This window comes from Pirellulales bacterium, assembly GCA_019636345.1.
Lineage (GTDB): Bacteria > Planctomycetota > Planctomycetia > Pirellulales > Lacipirellulaceae.
Genome location: JAHBXQ010000004.1, coordinates 461,486 through 477,773 on the forward strand (window position 1 = coordinate 461,486; position 16,288 = coordinate 477,773).

11 protein-coding genes are annotated in these 16,288 nt (G+C 68.1%); 4 read left to right on the forward strand and 7 right to left on the reverse strand.

What is annotated here, in order from left to right:
* Positions 1-334: 334 nt before the first annotated feature.
* The 5 genes from KF688_12600 to KF688_12620 form a co-directional block, all read right to left on the reverse strand.
* On the reverse strand, positions 335-1,804 hold the full coding sequence (locus tag KF688_12600) for an NAD(P)(+) transhydrogenase (Re/Si-specific) subunit beta (protein MBX3426513.1): 1,470 nt from the start codon (positions 1,802-1,804) through the stop codon (positions 335-337).
* Between the two features lie 85 nt (positions 1,805-1,889).
* A complete protein-coding gene (locus KF688_12605; protein ID MBX3426514.1) occupies positions 1,890-2,156 on the reverse strand; it encodes an NAD(P) transhydrogenase subunit alpha in 267 nt (88 codons plus the stop codon).
* A gap of 104 nt (positions 2,157-2,260) precedes the next feature.
* Positions 2,261-3,463: a Re/Si-specific NAD(P)(+) transhydrogenase subunit alpha gene (locus KF688_12610; GenBank protein ID MBX3426515.1), complete on the reverse strand. Its 1,203-nt coding sequence runs from the start codon at positions 3,461-3,463 to the stop codon at positions 2,261-2,263.
* Positions 3,464-3,676: 213 nt separating this feature from the next.
* Positions 3,677-5,668: a hypothetical protein gene (locus KF688_12615; GenBank protein ID MBX3426516.1), complete on the reverse strand. Its 1,992-nt coding sequence runs from the start codon at positions 5,666-5,668 to the stop codon at positions 3,677-3,679.
* A gap of 208 nt (positions 5,669-5,876) precedes the next feature.
* A complete protein-coding gene (locus KF688_12620) occupies positions 5,877-7,388 on the reverse strand; it encodes a carboxypeptidase M32 (GenBank protein ID MBX3426517.1) in 1,512 nt (503 codons plus the stop codon).
* Positions 7,389-7,640: 252 nt separating this feature from the next.
* On the opposite strand from KF688_12620, the gene bshB1 reads away from it, so the two are divergent.
* Positions 7,641-8,330 (forward strand): bacillithiol biosynthesis deacetylase BshB1, encoded by a 690-nt coding sequence (gene bshB1, locus KF688_12625; protein MBX3426518.1) that lies wholly within the window; start codon positions 7,641-7,643, stop codon positions 8,328-8,330.
* Between the two features lie 102 nt (positions 8,331-8,432).
* Here bshB1 and KF688_12630 read toward each other — a convergent pair whose 3' ends face one another.
* Entirely contained in the window at positions 8,433-9,614 is a 1,182-nt protein-coding gene (locus KF688_12630; protein ID MBX3426519.1) for a hypothetical protein, read from the reverse strand.
* Positions 9,615-9,996: 382 nt separating this feature from the next.
* Here KF688_12630 and KF688_12635 point away from each other — a divergent pair, with 382 nt between their 5' ends.
* Complete coding sequence (locus KF688_12635) at positions 9,997-11,187, forward strand: GNAT family N-acetyltransferase (protein ID MBX3426520.1); 1,191 nt, start codon at positions 9,997-9,999, stop codon at positions 11,185-11,187.
* Between the two features lie 236 nt (positions 11,188-11,423).
* On the opposite strand, the gene KF688_12640 is transcribed toward KF688_12635, so the two are convergent.
* Positions 11,424-11,636, reverse strand: a complete 213-nt coding sequence (locus KF688_12640) for a hypothetical protein (protein MBX3426521.1) — start codon at positions 11,634-11,636, stop codon at positions 11,424-11,426.
* Between the two features lie 416 nt (positions 11,637-12,052).
* Between KF688_12640 and KF688_12645 the strand changes: the two genes are divergently transcribed.
* Together KF688_12645 and KF688_12650 are read left to right on the forward strand one after the other, a co-directional pair.
* Entirely contained in the window at positions 12,053-15,184 is a 3,132-nt protein-coding gene (locus KF688_12645) for a CHAT domain-containing protein (protein MBX3426522.1), read from the forward strand.
* Between the two features lie 382 nt (positions 15,185-15,566).
* The gene (locus KF688_12650) at positions 15,567-16,250 is read left to right on the forward strand and encodes a VWA domain-containing protein (protein ID MBX3426523.1); all 684 of its coding nucleotides are present in this window, start codon (positions 15,567-15,569) and stop codon (positions 16,248-16,250) included.
* Positions 16,251-16,288 lie beyond the last annotated feature (38 nt).

A 16,288-nucleotide genomic window follows, 5' to 3' on the forward strand; every position in this document is an offset into this window, starting at 1 on the left:
CAGCCGGACGCGGCATGATCCTGTTCTTGGTAGAAAATGGGCCGCGGTTTCGTGTAGAACAATCGCCGGCGAAAGCGCGGGGGACGGCGCGCAGCAAAGCGAGAATCGCTTGAAACGCCGGGGGCATTTTGCTCGACTGGCTGCGAGTTTTGCTGGCAAAACGCCCGCCCGGGGACCGCCGAGCTCGGTCGTAAACCCTTTGCGATCAAGCAGTAAGGCAATTCGCCATCGCGTGGTGCAGCGGAGTTTTGCACCGAAGAATCGAGTTCGGCCGCCTTGGCCAATGTGCAAAAAGGCCCTCGCCGCCGCTGCGTCGTCCCGCGCCGAACCTTGCCTACGATTCCTTGAGCGCTGCAACCAACTCGACGAGCGCCTTCTTCCCGTCGCCGAACAGCATGAGGCAGTTGTCGGCGGCGAACAGCGGATTGGGGATCCCCGCGAAGCCGGGGCTGAGGCTCCGTTTGACCACGACCACCGTGCGGGCTTCGCCGACGTTCAGGATCGGCATTCCCGCGATGGGGCTCGTGGGGTCGGTGTTCGCCAGCGGGTTGACCACGTCGTTGGCGCCGATCACGATCGCCACGTCGCACTGGGCGAACGTCGGGTTGACTTCGTCCATCTCTTTGAGCTGGTCGTACGGCACGTCGGCCTCGGCCAACAGCACGTTCATGTGCCCCGGCATGCGGCCCGCGACGGGGTGGATGGCGTACTCGACGGTCGCCCCCTTCGCTTCCAGCAGGTTGGCCAGTTCGCGCACCGTGTGTTGCGCCTGAGCGACCGCCAAGCCGTAGCCTGGCACGACGACGACTCGCTGGACGCCGTCGAGCAGCATCGCGAGCTCCTCGGGCGAGGTTCGCTTGATCTTGCCGGCATAGACTTCGTCGTCGGTGGGGCCCGTGCCGCTGGCTTCCATCTTGCCGAACAGCACGTTGGCGAGCGAGCGATTCATCGCCTTGCACATGATCTTGGTCAGGATGAGTCCCGACGCCCCCACGAGCGAGCCGGCGATGATCAGCACGTTGTTGTCGATCACGAACCCCGCGGCCGCGGCCGCCAGACCCGAGTAGCTGTTCAACAGCGCGATGACCACGGGCATGTCGGCCCCGCCGATCGGCGTGGTGAGCAGCACCCCCAGGACGAACGACAGCAGCACGATCGCAAAGTACTCCCACCCCGTGCCGTCGGTCATCTCCAGGCACAGCAGCACGGCCACGCCGACCAACAGGGCGTTGACGAGTTGCTGGCCCCCAAAGCTCCATGGCTTCTTGAATTGCGGCAATTCTTGCAATTTGCCTGCCGCGACGAGCGAACCGGTGAAGGTGACGGCGCCGATCAGCCCCGTCAGCCCGGCGAACAGCCCCGCGGTCTCGGGCGAGTCGGAGCTGCTCGTGGGATGGATGATCTCGGCTCCGGCGACCAACACCGAGGCGATCCCGCCGAACCCGTTCAACAGCGCCACCATCTGCGGCATCTGGGTCATCTGGATCTTGATCGCCATGAAGATCCCGATGCCGCCGCCGACGAGCATTCCCGCGATCCACACCGCAGGGGGAGCGCCGGAAATGGTCAGCGTGACCACGACGGCGATCAACATGCCGATCGCCCCCAGCAGGTTGCCGCGCACGGCGGTCCGCGGGTGGGTCATCCCCTTGATGCCAAGGATGAACAGAATCGAGGCGACGAGGTACCCGACGTTGGCCACGCGGACGGCTCCGGCGGCCTCGATTGCTTCCTCGACCTTCTCCAGGGCGTCGGCGGCGGGTTTCGCCAGTTCAGTCGCGGCGGCAAGCAAGGGGGAGAACATTTCGAACATGGCGTGCGCGACCATCAGGTAAGGCGAGCGGGAGGCGTCGTCAGGCGGTATGAGGGTCTGCGCCCTCCGTCGACCGCTATTTCTTCTTGAACATTCCCAACATGCGATTCGTCACCAAGAACCCGCCGACGACGTTGATCATGGCGAACACGACGGCAAAAAAGCCGAGGACGTTGGCCGCCCAGCCGCCGCCGGCGAGCACCGCCCCCACGAGCGTAATGCCGCTGATTGCGTTCGAGCCGCTCATCAACGGCGTGTGCAAGGTCGGAGGCACCTTGGTGATGATCTCGAAGCCGACGAACACGGCCAAAGCGAAGATCGTCAGTGCAGTAATGAGGTCCATGGCGGGAAGGACAGGGTGATTGGTGGTTGGTGATTGTTGGGGCGGGCTGCGGCGTTGGGCGCCGAGTCGCTCGCGCTCGGCGCCAATCGCAAATAACCGGTCGCTTACGTCGCCAGATGCTCCGCCGGCGGAGTCGTCTCCGGCAGGACCAGCGGTCCCAGGCCGAGCGTTTCGCGGATGCGGGCGTTCTGCACTTGGCCGTCTTTGGCGGCCAGGGTGTCGCGAATCACCTCGTCGCCGAGGTTGACGTCGAGTTCGCCGTTCTGCATCAAGAGCCCCAACAGCGTCGCCACGTTCTTGGCGAACATCTGGCTGGCGTGCTGGGGGACTTCGCTGGGAAGATTCGTCGGCCCCAGGATCGTCACGCCGTGGACGACGGCGGTTTGGTCGGGGCAGGTGAGGCCGCAGTTGCCGCCCCGTTCGGCCGCCAAGTCGACGATGACCGAGCCGGGCCGCATTCGCTCGACCGCCGAGTCGGTGATCAATCGCGGCGAAGGCCGCCCCGGGATCGCGGCGGTCGAGATGCAAACGTCGCATTCCGCGATCACGTCGGCCAGCAGGTCGCGCTGACGCTGCTGCTGCTCCTCGCTGAGTTGCTTGGCGTAACCCCCTTTGTCTTCACTGCCGGAGGTGTCGAGCGGCAGTTCGACGAACTTCGCTCCCAGCGATTCGATTTGCTCCTTCACGACGGGCCGCACGTCGTACCCCAGCACGACGGCGCCCAGTCGCCGGGCCGAGGCGATCGCCTGCAACCCCGCGACCCCGGCGCCGATCACCAGCACCTTGGCCGGGGTCAACGTGCCTGCGGCGGTCATCAGCATGGGGAACATCTTCGGCAGGTGATTCGCCGCCAGCAGCACGGCCTTGTAACCGGCGATCGTGGCCATCGACGACAGCACGTCCATGCTCTGGGCCCGCGTGATCCGCGGGATCAGCTCGAGCCCGAACAGCGTGACGCCGCGGTCGGCGAGGTCCTTCACCGCGGCGGGATTTCCCAGCGGATCGCACATGCCGATGACGACCTGCCCGCGGCGAAACAGTTCAAGATCGCTGCGTCCCGCGTCGGGATTGGCCCCCAGAGCGCGGACCTGCAGCACGACGTCGGCCGCGGCGATCGCCGCAGCCCGATCGGCGGCCAACTCGGCCCCTTTGTCCAGGTACTCTTGATCGGGCAGATCGGCGCCCGCGCCGGCGCCCGGTTCCATGACCACCGTCAGGCCCAGCTTGGCGAGCGCAGGCAAGACGGCGGGGACCAGGGCGACTCGACGCTCGCCGGGAAACGTCTCGCGAAGGAGGGCGGCTTTCATCGACACTTCGGCGCGGGAGGAACGACGGACGCGGTTCGGCCACGGCGCAACGAGTCGTGCGCTCGAGCGCGCCGGGGGGCGATTCCCCCGTCGACGCGGCCCGCATTGTTTCACACCCGGGGGGGCGGGCGAAAGGGGGGCGAACCCGCCCCGCAAGAATCGCTCCTCGCGACTCTCGCCCGAACGACGACCGCCCCGCAAGCCGAGGCGGAATTATCGCAAGAGAAGAGCCCCCGGCCGTGGGATCGGCCGCGGTTCATCGAGCGAGAAGACGCACGGGGCGACGACCAGCACCTCGGCGCCGCCTGCGTATCCGACGAGCCTTTGGGTCGGTTGGGGCACGATCAGCCCGGCTGCGACGACCTCGTCCCCCAGTCGCCCCCGCCCGTTTTCGCCGAGTACCGCCGCGATTTGCGCCTGGTCGCCGTCGCCCATCACCAACTCGTACTCGGTCCACGGTCCGCGGGCGTGCAGGTCGCGCACCCGGCCGCGGACGACGACGCCGGCCGTCGATCGCTTGTCGTAGGCGAGCCACTGCCCGGCGACCTGCGCGATGACGCCTGCTCGCTCGGCTTCGCTCCCGGCCCGGCGAAAGAGCTCCTTGGCGAGCATCCGCTGCGTGACTGCTGCGTTGGGATCGTCGCTGGTTGCGGCCAGGGTCGCGCGCTCGGCGAGCTGCGCCAGGGCCACGTACGCCCGGCCGGTGCGACCGGCGGCTTCGGTGTTGCTCAGATCGCCGGCCAGGAAATCGGGGAGCGCTCGCTCGGCCGTTGCGACAGCCGCGGCGAGCTCCGCCAGTTCGCACCGCGAGGCGTCCAGGGCCGTCGCCGCCAGATCCTCCAGTTCGGGGATCGGTTCGGCGTGCGAGCCGATCGTCGTCGGCGTTTCTGCGAGTCCTCCAGCGGATTCGGCTGCCAGGGGGGACGTCGACTCGACGGCCAACGACGCGGTCGCCGCTTCGACCGCGGCATCGGGCCGCAACTCAGCCAACGGCGCCGCGACGACCGGCGGTTCCGACTCGATCGCCGGTTCCTCGGCGCCGAAGTCATTTCCACCGACGGCGAGCAATTTCTCGCTCGCGATCTCGGGCCCCGCGGCGGAACGCATCGCGGGGGGGAGCATCGACTCGGGCAGCACTGTCGCCAATTGCAGCAGGTCTGCCTGTCGCCCGCCGATCCAAAGCATGAGGTACCCGCCGGCGAGCGTCCCGACGGCGCCGAACAGAACGACCCCGACGAGCGTTCGCACCCAACTGCCGCGAACTCGCCGTCGGGGGCGCCCCACGGCGATCGGCTTCGACAGCGTCACCGCATCAGCCGCTTCCGCGGGCCGGGCGGCGAGGGCCGCGCTCAGGTTGAGTTCCGCCGGCGCTTCGTCCGCGAGGAGTTCCTCAATCTCCGAGGCGTCGGCGTTGAGACGGAACGCGCCGAGCGCCTCGCTGACGGCCGGGATCGACTCCGGTTCCGGCGCCGCCTCGGACGAGGCCGACTGGCGAGCGAAGTCGCGCAGCGAATCGCCGACATCGTCCCGTGCCGCCGTCGCCAGCGGCTCGCAGGGCGTCTCCTCGGCCGGCTGCGATCCTCTAGCGCCGAGGTCGAGGGCTGCGCGGCCGTTGGCGGACGACTTCGATCGCAGTTCGGCAAGCAGCGAGTCAATCTCCTCGGCCGCTTCCCGCTGCGCGTCGGTTTGATCAGGATCCTCCTCCCCGGCCGCGGCGCCGGCGTTCGTTCTTCCTTTGACCGGATCGGCCGAGTCAGCGGCGTCGGCTGATTCGAACTCTGCCGCGATGAATGGCGATGCTTCGTCGGCCAAGGGATTGATCGAGGGTTTCCCCGTCTCGGTCTCGTTGTCGGCGGCAGGGGCGTCGCAGGTTGCGGGGTCGACGTCTTCCAGCCACTGCGAGAAGTCGCGGTTCGGCGAGTCGCCGAGCACGGCCGGCGCCGAAGTGAGGGATCGCAGGCGAGCTGAGAGACTCTCCAGCGGGTCGGCGCTCAGCAGCGAGTCGCCTGCCGACTGCGTCGCCGGCTCCGTCTCGACCGGCGCAGGTCGCGAAACGATCCGCGCCAGAGGCGCACGACGCACCGCGGCGGCGTCTCGCGCGAACTTGCCGCCGCACACAGGGCACTCCAGCGTCGCCTCGTCCGGGGCGTCGTCGGGAAGCGCCAACTCGGTCGAGCAGCGCGGGCATCCGCAGATCATCGTCATGGCGAGGAATTCCATTCGCGCGAATTGCTGCTGGATCTCTTGGGCAAGTGCGGCCCCCGTCCCGGAGCGAAGCCGCGGATGCCGTCATCCAGCCCGGCAGTTGTATTCTAGCAGCCTCGTCTTCGTGCGCCGGGGCCGAATTGCCCTGTCGACCCCCGGCGCCAGCATCTCGAATTCGGGTCGAGGCGGTCGCTTGCTTTCCCAGCCGTTACAACCGATACAGCTCGCTGTACTTAGCCGTGCATTGCCCGAGCCAGTCGGCGTGCGACAGCGGCTTGCCGGTGATCCGCTCGGCGAGCTGCGCGGCCGAGTAGCGCCGACCATGGCGGTGAATGTTCGCGCGGAGCCATTCCAACAGCGGCGCGAACTCGCCGCGGGCGAACATCGTCGGCAGGTCGCCCAAATCGCGCTCCGCCTGGGCGAAGAACTGAGCCGCGTAAAGATTGCCCAGCGCGTACGTGGGGAAGTAGCCGAACGCACCGCCGCTCCAGTGAACGTCCTGCAGCACTCCCTGGGCGTCGTTGGGGGGAGTGACGCCGAGATAACTCTCGTACGCGGCCCGCCACGCGTCCGGCAAATCGCGCGCGGCGAGCCGGCCCTCGATCAACTGTCGCTCCAGATCGAACCGGATGCAGATGTGCAGGTTGTAGGTCACCTCGTCCGCGTCGACGCGAATCAGCGACGGCGCCACGGCGTTCACCGCGCCGTAGAACTCGTCGACCCCGGCGTCGGCGAGCGCCGGAAACCGCGCCGCCGCGCGGGGGAGCATGGACTGCCAGAACGCCCGACTTCGGGCGACTTGGTTTTCCCACATCCGCGACTGCGACTCGTGAATCCCCAGCGAGGTCGCCTCGCCCAGCGGCAGGCCGAACTGCTCGGCGGGGAGCCCCTGCTCGTACAGACCATGCCCCGCCTCGTGGAGGATGCTGAAAAACGCATCGCCGAAATCGTTGCGGCGGTACCGCGTCGTGAGTCGCACGTCGCGCGGGCCCGAGGTGGAACAGAACGGGTGGACCGTCCTATCGAGCCGGCCGGCGTTGAAATCGAACCCGATCGCCGCGGCCGCCTCGATTCCGAACGCTTCTTGCGCGTCTTCGGGAAAGTCGCGCTGCAGCACGTCGGACTGCGGTCCGCGATCGCTGCCGACGATCTGGTCGACCAGCGGCGCCAGGGCGTCGCGCAAGCCCTCCAACACGCGCGCCACGTTGGCGGTCGTCTCGCCCGGTTCGAATTCGTCGAGCAGCGGGTCGTACGGAGTGGCGTCGTAACCGAGCGCCGAAGCCTGCTCGCGCTTCAGGGCGAGCGTCTGATCGAGCACCGGCAGGAACATTGCAAAGTCGTCGGCCCCCCGAGCCTCGGCCCAGATCTGCTGCCCCCGAACGCTCAGCCGCGACAACTCCTCGACCAGTTCCTGCGGCAACTTCGTCTCGCGTTGGTAGTCGCGGCGCATCAGTCGGATGATCGCCCCCGCATCGCTGTCGGGATCGGCCGCGAGCGGCGAGTCGGCGAGCGTCGCCAGCCACTCGCCCCGCACTGGGTCGATTTGTCGGCGATGGATTTCTCCGGCCAGGAAGGCGACCTGCTCAGCCCGATAGTCTCCCCCCGCGGGCGGGAGCTTCGTCCGCTCGTCCCATTCCAACAGGCCCACGACGCTCCTCAGAAGCCCTGTCTGGCGGGCGTGAGAACATAGTTGGTCGAACAACTCGGCAGGAGCAGGCATGCTGGACATGGGGGCAAGGGCTTTGTGACGGGGGAGTGCGAGCAGCGCGGGCTCTCACCCTACGGCGCCTCGCCCGGTCCGACAATGCCGCGGCAGCCGTCGCCCAGCCGTCGCGAGGGCAAGGTCCTCGGTCGTACCTGCTGGCGGCGGTTCTGCGGGGCGCGGCATTGAGACTTGCGACTGCTACAATGCACCGGCCCGACCGGTTGCGCGCGACGCAGGCAAGCTCCATCCCCCGCGGACAGGTTCCCGATGCTCGATATCCTGGTGATCGCTCCCCATCCCGACGACGCCGAATTGGGGGCCGGCGGGGCCATGCTCAAGTGGAAAGCCGAGGGTTTGCGCGTCGGGGTCCTCGATCTCACCACGGGCGAGCCGACTCCGCACGGCTCGTCGGAGATCCGTGCTCGCGAGACGGCCGCGGCCACCGCGATCCTGGGGCTCGAGTGGCGGGGCAATCTGGGCCTCCCCAATCGCAGCCTGCAACCGACGCTCGAGGCTCGGGCCCAACTAGCCGGGGTGATCCGTCAGCAGCGCCCGCGGTGGCTGCTGGGGCCGTATTGGGTCGACGCTCATCCCGACCATGTCGCGGCGATCGAACTCGTCGAGGCGGCCCGGTTCTGGGCGAAGCTCACCAAGACCGACCTGCCGGGCAAACCGCACCATCCCGAGCGGATCTACAACTATTACTGCGTCCATCTGAAGCTCGCCCCCCAGCCGGCGTTCGTGCTCGACATTTCCGACGTGTGGGAGCAGAAGGCCGCGGCGATCGCGGCGTACCAGAGCCAGTTTGTCACGGGTCGACCTGTCGACTCGCCGACGTTCCTGGAACGCTTGCGCGACGAAGCGGCGTATTGGGGCAAGACGATCGGCGTTCGCTACGGCGAGCCGTTCACCTGCCGCGAACCGCTGGGATTGGCGACGACGGTCGGGCTGATCTAGCGGTCAGTTCCGAGGGTCGCTCGTGAGCATCCCTAGGCAGGACCCGAGCGAACGATCGGGATCAGCAAGGCGCCGCCGCGAGTCGTTCGCCGCATGGCGCGTTCAAGCGTTGCGTCGTAATGCCGTTGACGACACGTCGGAGCGGAACGCGGCTTCGGGCACCTCGTCGCAGAGTTGCGACAGGGCCGGCGGCAGGGGCAGGGTCCCCAGCGTGGCGAACCTCTCCGCCTCGGCGCGGCCGAACACGAGAAATCGACAGCCGAGCGTTGCGAGCTCGGCAAGCGCTTCGTCACGATCCGCCTCGCCGCCGTAGTACCGCGGCTGGGCGATCCGGGCGATCGTGTCGGCCCCCACGACGAAGACGCACCCCGGGGCGAGGCGGGCCTTTTCGACGAACGTCGGCGCCGCCGTGAGCACCAGCGGCGCTCCCCTGAATTGCTCGGCCCGCGCGGCGATCTCCAGGAAATCGAGCGGCGGCTTGTCGACGTTGGCGATCGACAGCTCGAACGCAACCGGCCGACCGAGCCGCTCGGCCGCGATCGCCGCCATCCGGCGATGCCCCTCGTGGAGCGGGTGGAACGCCCCGGGGAAGAGCGCTCGCGGAGAGCGGCGCGTTCCAAATTCGCTCGCCGCGCGCCAGGTTCCTTGCTCGTCGCAGCAGGCGGCAGCTGCGCGGCCGGCGAGGAGCGCGGCGACCGGCTGCGGGGCGGTCGCTACGCTCGCATCGATCGCTTCGCCGGGCAGCAACAGCGGCGCCAACAGGGCCCCGCGCGACGAGCTCGCCCCGAGGATCGCATCGCCCAGGGCGTCGAGGACCAAAGCCGCCGCGACGATTTCCTCCTCGTCGCGGCTGCGGGCGTCCTTCGTCAGTCCCAGCGAGCGGACCTCGGTCGTCGTCGCCGTCTGCACGGCGACATGGACGCGGTGTGCGCCGCGCTTGGGGCGATCGCTCGCCAAGCTGGCGGTGCAGCCGGCGCCGAGGAGTCGCTCGATCGGCGCCTCGGGCGCCAGCCGGCGGGCTCGCTGCCACGCGGCCATTGCCATGGCGCGGGCGGTTGCGTCGCTGCAGGCTTGCTCGGGCGCGGCGCCGAGCCACGCGGTCAGCGCTGCGGCCGAATAGGGGACGACCGCCTCAAGAACGGTTCGCGACGCACCGGGCGTTTGGGCCAACGCGGCGATCGCCCCGGTTCCTCCCCCGGCGCACGCCAACACGAATTGCCTCCCGTGGGCGTGAATCGCCGCGGAGATCTCGGTTGCGCGGTGCGGATCCCATGCTGAAGTCATCGCATCAGTCGACATGAACGAATAAGCGTCGGGCCGGGGCGAAGCGCCGGCGACGAGGGCCCGGTTCGCCTCGACGCGATCCGCGGGGAGCCGTATGTCGCCAATCCGCAACCTCGTGAGTCCGCAACCCGGGACGATGTTGCCGAAACGCCACGTCCGACGCCAAGTTCGCGGCGGCCGCAACAATCTTCCCGCCCCGGGCAGTCCCCAATTTCCGCAGCATAGTAGGTTTTTAGCAGGGAGACAGCGCCGCTCGGCACGTCCCTTGCCATTTCACGGGGCAGACGCCGTTTTTCGGCGTCCGCCCGCCAGCGCGAGACCGACCGCTCCGTCGACGAACACGTCGACTTGTTTGTCACGGTCTTGTCAGACAGGTATCGCCATGCGGGCCAAGTTGCACCCAAGCGACGAGTGGCTCCGGATGGCCGATGTGGTCGAAATCACCGACCTGGCGGAACTCGATCATTATCGCATGGCGTGGAACGCCCTGCTGCCGGCGACGCCGCGGGCCTCGTTCTTCCACACCTTCGACTGGTTTGCGGCCCAATGGCGTCACGCCGCGGGACCCGACCGGCGGTTTCGCGTGTTGGCAATCCGCTCCGCCGGCTCGATCGTCGGCATCGTGCCGTTGTGCGTCCAGACCGAGCGGTACCGGCTGGGCCGCGTGCGGGTGCTGACCTATCCGCTTGCCGACTGGGGAATGTGGTACGGCCCGATCGGCCCCAACCAAGCGGCCTCGATGCGATTGGCGATGCAGCACGTCCGCAACGCGCCGCGCGATTGGGACTTGCTGGAACTGCGCTGGCTGGACGCCGCCCCCTGCGACCGCAGCGGGGCGGTCGCCTCGCTGCTGGCCGTCGGCATGCCCGCGCGGATGAGTCGGTACCAATCCACCTCGGTCGTCGAGTTTAAGCCGTCGTGGGACGAGTATCTCGCCGGCCGGTCGAGCAAGTGGCGTCATGAGTTGCGCCGGCAGTTGCGCGTCGTCGACGAACTGGGTGACGTGGAGTTCGTGCGGCATCGTCCCGCCGGGGCCGTCCGCGGCGACGCCGACCCGCGTTGGGATTTGTTCGACGATTGCCAGCGCGTCGCCGCCGCTAGTTGGCAGGGTCGGTCGAACTCGGGCAATACGATCTCGCACGGCGACGTCCGCGAGTTTCTCCGCGAGTCCCATGCCGCGGCCGCGCGGCTGGGGATGCTTGACGTGGCGCTGTTGAAAGTCGACGGCGTCCCTGCCGCGTTTGCCTACAACTATTTCTACGACGGCCACGTCGTCGGGCTGCGGATTGGCTACGACAAGAGCGTCTCCGATCGGGGCCTCGGCCGGGCGCTGTTGGCCCATGTGATTCGCGACAGTTGCCGGCGCGGGGACAAGGAGATCGACATGGGTCCCGGGGATTACGACTTCAAACGCCGCTTCCGGACCCGCGTCGAGACGAGCGCCCGCGTGGTCCACTATCCCCCGTTGGCGATGCGTTCGCTGGGAGTGCGGCTGACCCGCTGGCTCAAGACCCAGCCGTTCGTCCAGGACGGGGGAAAGCAACCGGCCGTAGGCGAGCCGTCGGTCGTTTGACGAAGCGGCGGTCGCGACGGCCGTATTGACCCCTGCGGGCAAGGGCGCCTGAGTCGCGTCGGGCGCCGCAGGGGCGAATCCCAACGACGGCTCAGGCGCCTGCCGCGCGAGGCGCCGTCCCCCCTCTTCCCGCGGTCGGGGCGCACGTGGTGCGCAGCCGAACGCGAGCGGCGATGACTTGAGAAGCTCGGCCGTCGAGCGACGGCGGCGAGGCGCTCGAGGGGAGCCGGCGACAATTAGCGAGTTTGCGGCTCGCTGACGTTCTCGGCGTTCATCTCGGCCAGGGCCGCCGCCTCGCGGGCCAGTTTGAATTCCGGCCCAGGGGCGTAGTACTGAACGTCGTCCGATAGATGGTGCGGACTCGGCAACGTCTGTCCGGCGACGTCAATCTGGCAGCCAGTGACCCCCAGGCAACCGCAAGCGAGCATTCCGCCGGCCCACCAGGGCATCCGACGACGAGACGAGGGCGAAGTCGCATTCACAACTACGGCTCCTGGCGAGGAGGGGGCGAGCTCGGCCGGCGCGGCTTGGCCGCGACGGAAAGAGCGACCTAGTGCTTTGCCGACCCAAAAATTGACATGTGTCAAAGCGCTCGTTCCAAACGGCCGCACGGCGGCCGACGAGTTTCGGGCGTTACAATCGTTATCGACCGCGTGACCCGCAAACTTTGACCTGTCCGCTGAATTCTCCCGCTGGACTCTCCCGCTGGCGGCGCCAGCATTTCCCCGGGATGAAGGGTCCGTTCCGGCGTCGACCGCCCCGCTGCAGGGCGAACTGCTAGAATGACCGTGGTCGCCGGGCGTCACTTGTCTGGGTCGATCTCAGCTTTCCGCGCGTCGCTCCCCCGGAACGGAGTTGTGCCGACATGCTAGCAAGAACTCTTCTTTGCGCCCTGGTCACGGCGACAGCCCTGGCGTCGGCGTCCCGGGCGACGGCCCAGGCTGTTTATCGGGACTCGATCCCGGGACAGGCGTACTTTGCCGGGACCGCCTCGCTGTACCGCGGCGATTACCGCGACGCGATCCGTTCGCTCAACTCCGGCGCCCGCGGCGCCATCCAGACGATCAACGCCCGGTGGGTCGATTCGGTCTGCTTCTACGCGATGCTGGGCGAGACGTACTATCACGCCGGGCGGTACCAGGATGCGCTCGCTCAGTTCGACGCCGCCTGCAGTCTGCTGCTGCAGAACCGGCAGTGGCTGTTGCGGGTGCAGTTCGAGCAGTTGACTCCCGACCCGACCGTCGCCCGCCGGGCGGCGCCGTGGGGCGTCACCGGGCGGCAAGTCGTTCCCGCACGGTTCGGCAACACGATGGCGGTCAGCCAGGGCCAGTTCGACAACAGTCAGGCCGTCGCCCAGGGCGGGGTCGTCCAGCAGTTGCAGTTTTGGCAAGTGAACGTCGTCGAGATCATGCGCTGCTCGGCCCTGGCCATCCGCCGCCGCAACGAGATCCTCGGCCCGCTGGCCAAGTACGACAAGCTCTCGGGCGACATGACGCGGCTGTACGCGGGCGGAGGCGGCGCGCCCCCCAACCATTGGTCCAACGCGTGGACTTCGCTGCTGCGCGGAATCGCCCAGGCGGGGGTCGGCGACACGACGCAAGCGGCTCGCTCGCTCGAAGCGGCGGTGCTCGCCGGAGGGCGGTTCGATCACCCCCTCACGGGCCTTGCCCTGTTGGAACAAGGCCGGCTTGCCATGGCAGGGGGCGAACCGCTGGTCGCGGAGAGTCTGCTGGCCGAGGCGAGCTTTTCCGCGTTCCAGTTCAGCGACCCCGCCGTCGTCGACGAGGCGTTTCGCTTGATCGCGATGAATCGTCAGGCCGCTGGAGCGCGGGACGTCAGTCCCTTGTGGCAGCCTGCCGCAGCATGGGCCCGCCGAGATCGGTTCGAACACATCGCCGCGCGCGCCCAATTGGCCGCTGGGGAGGAACTGCTGGTCGTGGGGAATCATGCCGCGGCGGCTTCCGCACTGAAGGACGCTCAGAGCCGCATGCGCGACGCCCGCTCCGGCCAGTTGGGGATCGCCGCGGGGTTGCTCGACGCTCGGCTGCAATACGCTTTGGGGCGCGATTCGGCTGCGGCGGCGTTCAACGCGGCGCTGGCGGCGCAAAGCGACGCCTCGCTCCGCAACTTCCAGATCGCTTTGGCCAATCAGATGTTCGACGCCCAGACCTTGCCGACGCGCGGGGCTCAGGACGTCTACGCCCAAATGCTCGCCGATCCCGGGGCCGCGGATCTGGCCTTTCGGTTCCTTGATGCGCTGGCCGTGATGAAGACCCCGCACGACGCGGCGTTCGATCGCTGGTTCGCCGCGGCGCTGGAGCGAAACAACGTCGGCTATCTGATCGAGGTGGCCGATCGCGCCAAGCGTCGGCGGTACCACCAGCTTCTCCCCTGGGGGGGCCGGATTGACGCCATGCGGTTGGCGACGGCGGCGCCGCTCGGATCGCGCGACCCGCAATCCGCTCAAACGCGGCGCGACTTGCTGGCCGGTTTCCCCGACTTGGCCGCGGCGCTGGCGACCGAGCAGTCGCTCCGCACGCAGATTCAACAGCAATGGCTCCCCGAGCTTGAACTTGACGCCAAACGCCGCCAGACGCGGCTTTGGAAGGAGTACGCCGCGGCGATCGGCGCCCGCGAGCAGGAAGTGGCCGCGGCGGCGTTGACTCGCGTGCCGGTCGACTTCGCCTTCCCCCCGCGGGCCGAGACGGTTCAGGTCCAGCAGCGGCTTCGCCCCGGGCAGGCGATCCTCGTGTTCCACGACAGTCCCGCAGGCCTGTCGGCCATGTTGATGACCTCGAAAACCGCGTCCCATTGGAACTGCGGCCCCGCCGGACGCCTCGGACCCGCGGTCACGCAGTTGCTGCGCGCCCTGGGCAATTACGACGCGAATCGCGAGATCTCGACCGACGAACTGGCCTCCGACGAATGGCACGCGGCGAGCGACAAGGTCTTCGCCGCGTTGTTCGAGGGCGCCCGCCAGCCTCCCCACGCGATCAAGGAACTGGTGATTGTTCCCGACGGCGTCACATGGTACGTGCCGTTCGAGGCGCTCTGGATCGAGGGAGAAGATCGCTCGGCGTCTTGGATTTCTTTCACGCAGATTCGGTACGCCCCGACCGTGGGACTTGCCATCCGGCACGATGGCCCCTGGCGTCGAGTCCAACGAACCGGCGTCGTCCTGGGGAGCCTCTCTCCCGGCAAGACCGTCGAAGAGCAGACCGACGCGGCCGAGATCATCCGCGACGCGGTCACGGGGGCGATCACGCTCGACGGTTCGCTGACGGCGCCGGGATACGTCGCCGGGTCGGCGCTCGACGGGCTGGTCGTGCTGACCGACGTCGACGCGACGTCCGGCGGGCCGCTCGATTGGAATCCCGCGCCGCTCCCTGAGGACCGCCGGGGGGCGCTCGCCGATTGGCTGCTGCTCGCCGGGACGGGGCCGCAGCGGGTCGTTCTCCCCGGGCTTCACACCCTGGCCGAGACGGGGGGGCGCGGCTCGCGGCGAGCCGGTTCGCTCGCGCCGGGCGACGAGCTCTTCGCCGGGAGCTGCGCCCTCGCCTCCGCGGGGGCCGAGACGGTGTTGTTGTCGCGGTGGCGCGTCGGAGGGGATTCGGCGCTGCAACTGGTCCACGATTTTTTGCAGGAAGCGCCCCATTCCGCAGCGGCGGACGCATGGCAGCGGAGCGTGCAACTGGCGATGGAAACCCCTGTCGATCCGGTGAACGAGCTCCGCGTTCGGCAAGGCAAGTCGACGGAACCGCTCACCGCGGCTCACCCGTTCTTTTGGGCCGGTTACATGGTCGTCGACACGGGGTGGCGTCCTGACGAGGATGATGACCAGGTCGAGCCGGCGGACGTCGAGGTTCCGCCCGCAGCGGGGCCTGTCGCCGAAGGCGAGCCGCCGGCCGAGCCCGCACCGGCGGACGCCCCCGCCGCTGCGCCTGCGCAAGGGGATGAAGTCGCCTCCGAAACGCCCCCCGCCCCGGCGAGCGAGTGATCGCGCGCTCGGCTGCGGCGTGGTGCGTTCGATCGCCTTCAAGTTCGAGTTTGGAATTTAGTGCGAGGTTCGGAAGATCGAGCTTCTGAGTCTCGCAACAACGGGGCGCCGGCGGCGATCTTCGCTCACTTTCTTCGTCGCTCAGCCAAGACGATCGTTTCTCCGGGCCTCGCCTCTCGGCAGGTGTTCGCTAATCGTTGCGATCGCGCCAGCACCGCTGAGGATTGGGGCCTTCACACGTTTTTCGCCCTGTTCGGTCCCGCGGGCTGCGGGGAAATTTCGTTGAATCCCTTACCCGGCCGCGATACAGTGAAAAAACGCGTCTGAATGACGACGGGACCGCGCCGCTGCGTTCCCGGCCGCAGCGACTGAAAGGACGGTCATGGAGCAGCTTTCCGCCGATAACGCATTTGCGTCCGTTGAATTCGCCGAGAACCCCGAGCCGCGCGTCCCCTGCGTGCTGATCGTCGATACGTCGACCTCGATGCAGGGCCTCAAGATCGACGAGTTGTGCGTCGGTTTGCGCTGTTACCAGGAAGAGCTGCTCGCCGACACGCTCGCCTGCAAGCGGGTCGAGGTGGCCATCGTCACCTTCGGCGGGCGAGTCCAGCGGGTCGTCGAGTTCACGACCGCCCCGGAACTCAAAATCCCCGCGTTGCAAACGATGGGCCACACCCCCATGGCCGAAGCGATCAACGTGGCTCTTGACATGATCGAACAGCGCAAGGAGTCGTATCGCCAGCACGGCATTGCGTACTATCGCCCTTGGGCGTTCATGATCACCGACGGCGAGCCGAGCGACGACCCGCAGCACGTCGCCCGCCGGATCCAATTGGGCGAGGACGCCAAGTCGTTTTGCTTTTTCGCCGTCGGCGTCGACGGGGCCGACATGGACGTCCTGGCTAAGATCTCGGTCCGGGCGCCGCTCAAGCTGCAGGGGCTCAAGTTCCGCGAGTTGTTCAGTTGGCTCTCGAACTCCCAACAGGCGGTTTCGCGATCCAGCCCCGGCGACGAAGTGCCGCTCGAAGACCCCACCAGCGGCCCCAAAGGTTGGGCGTCGGTGTAACGCCCGGTCAGGCTCGCAACCCGCCAAGCGCGCTGGTC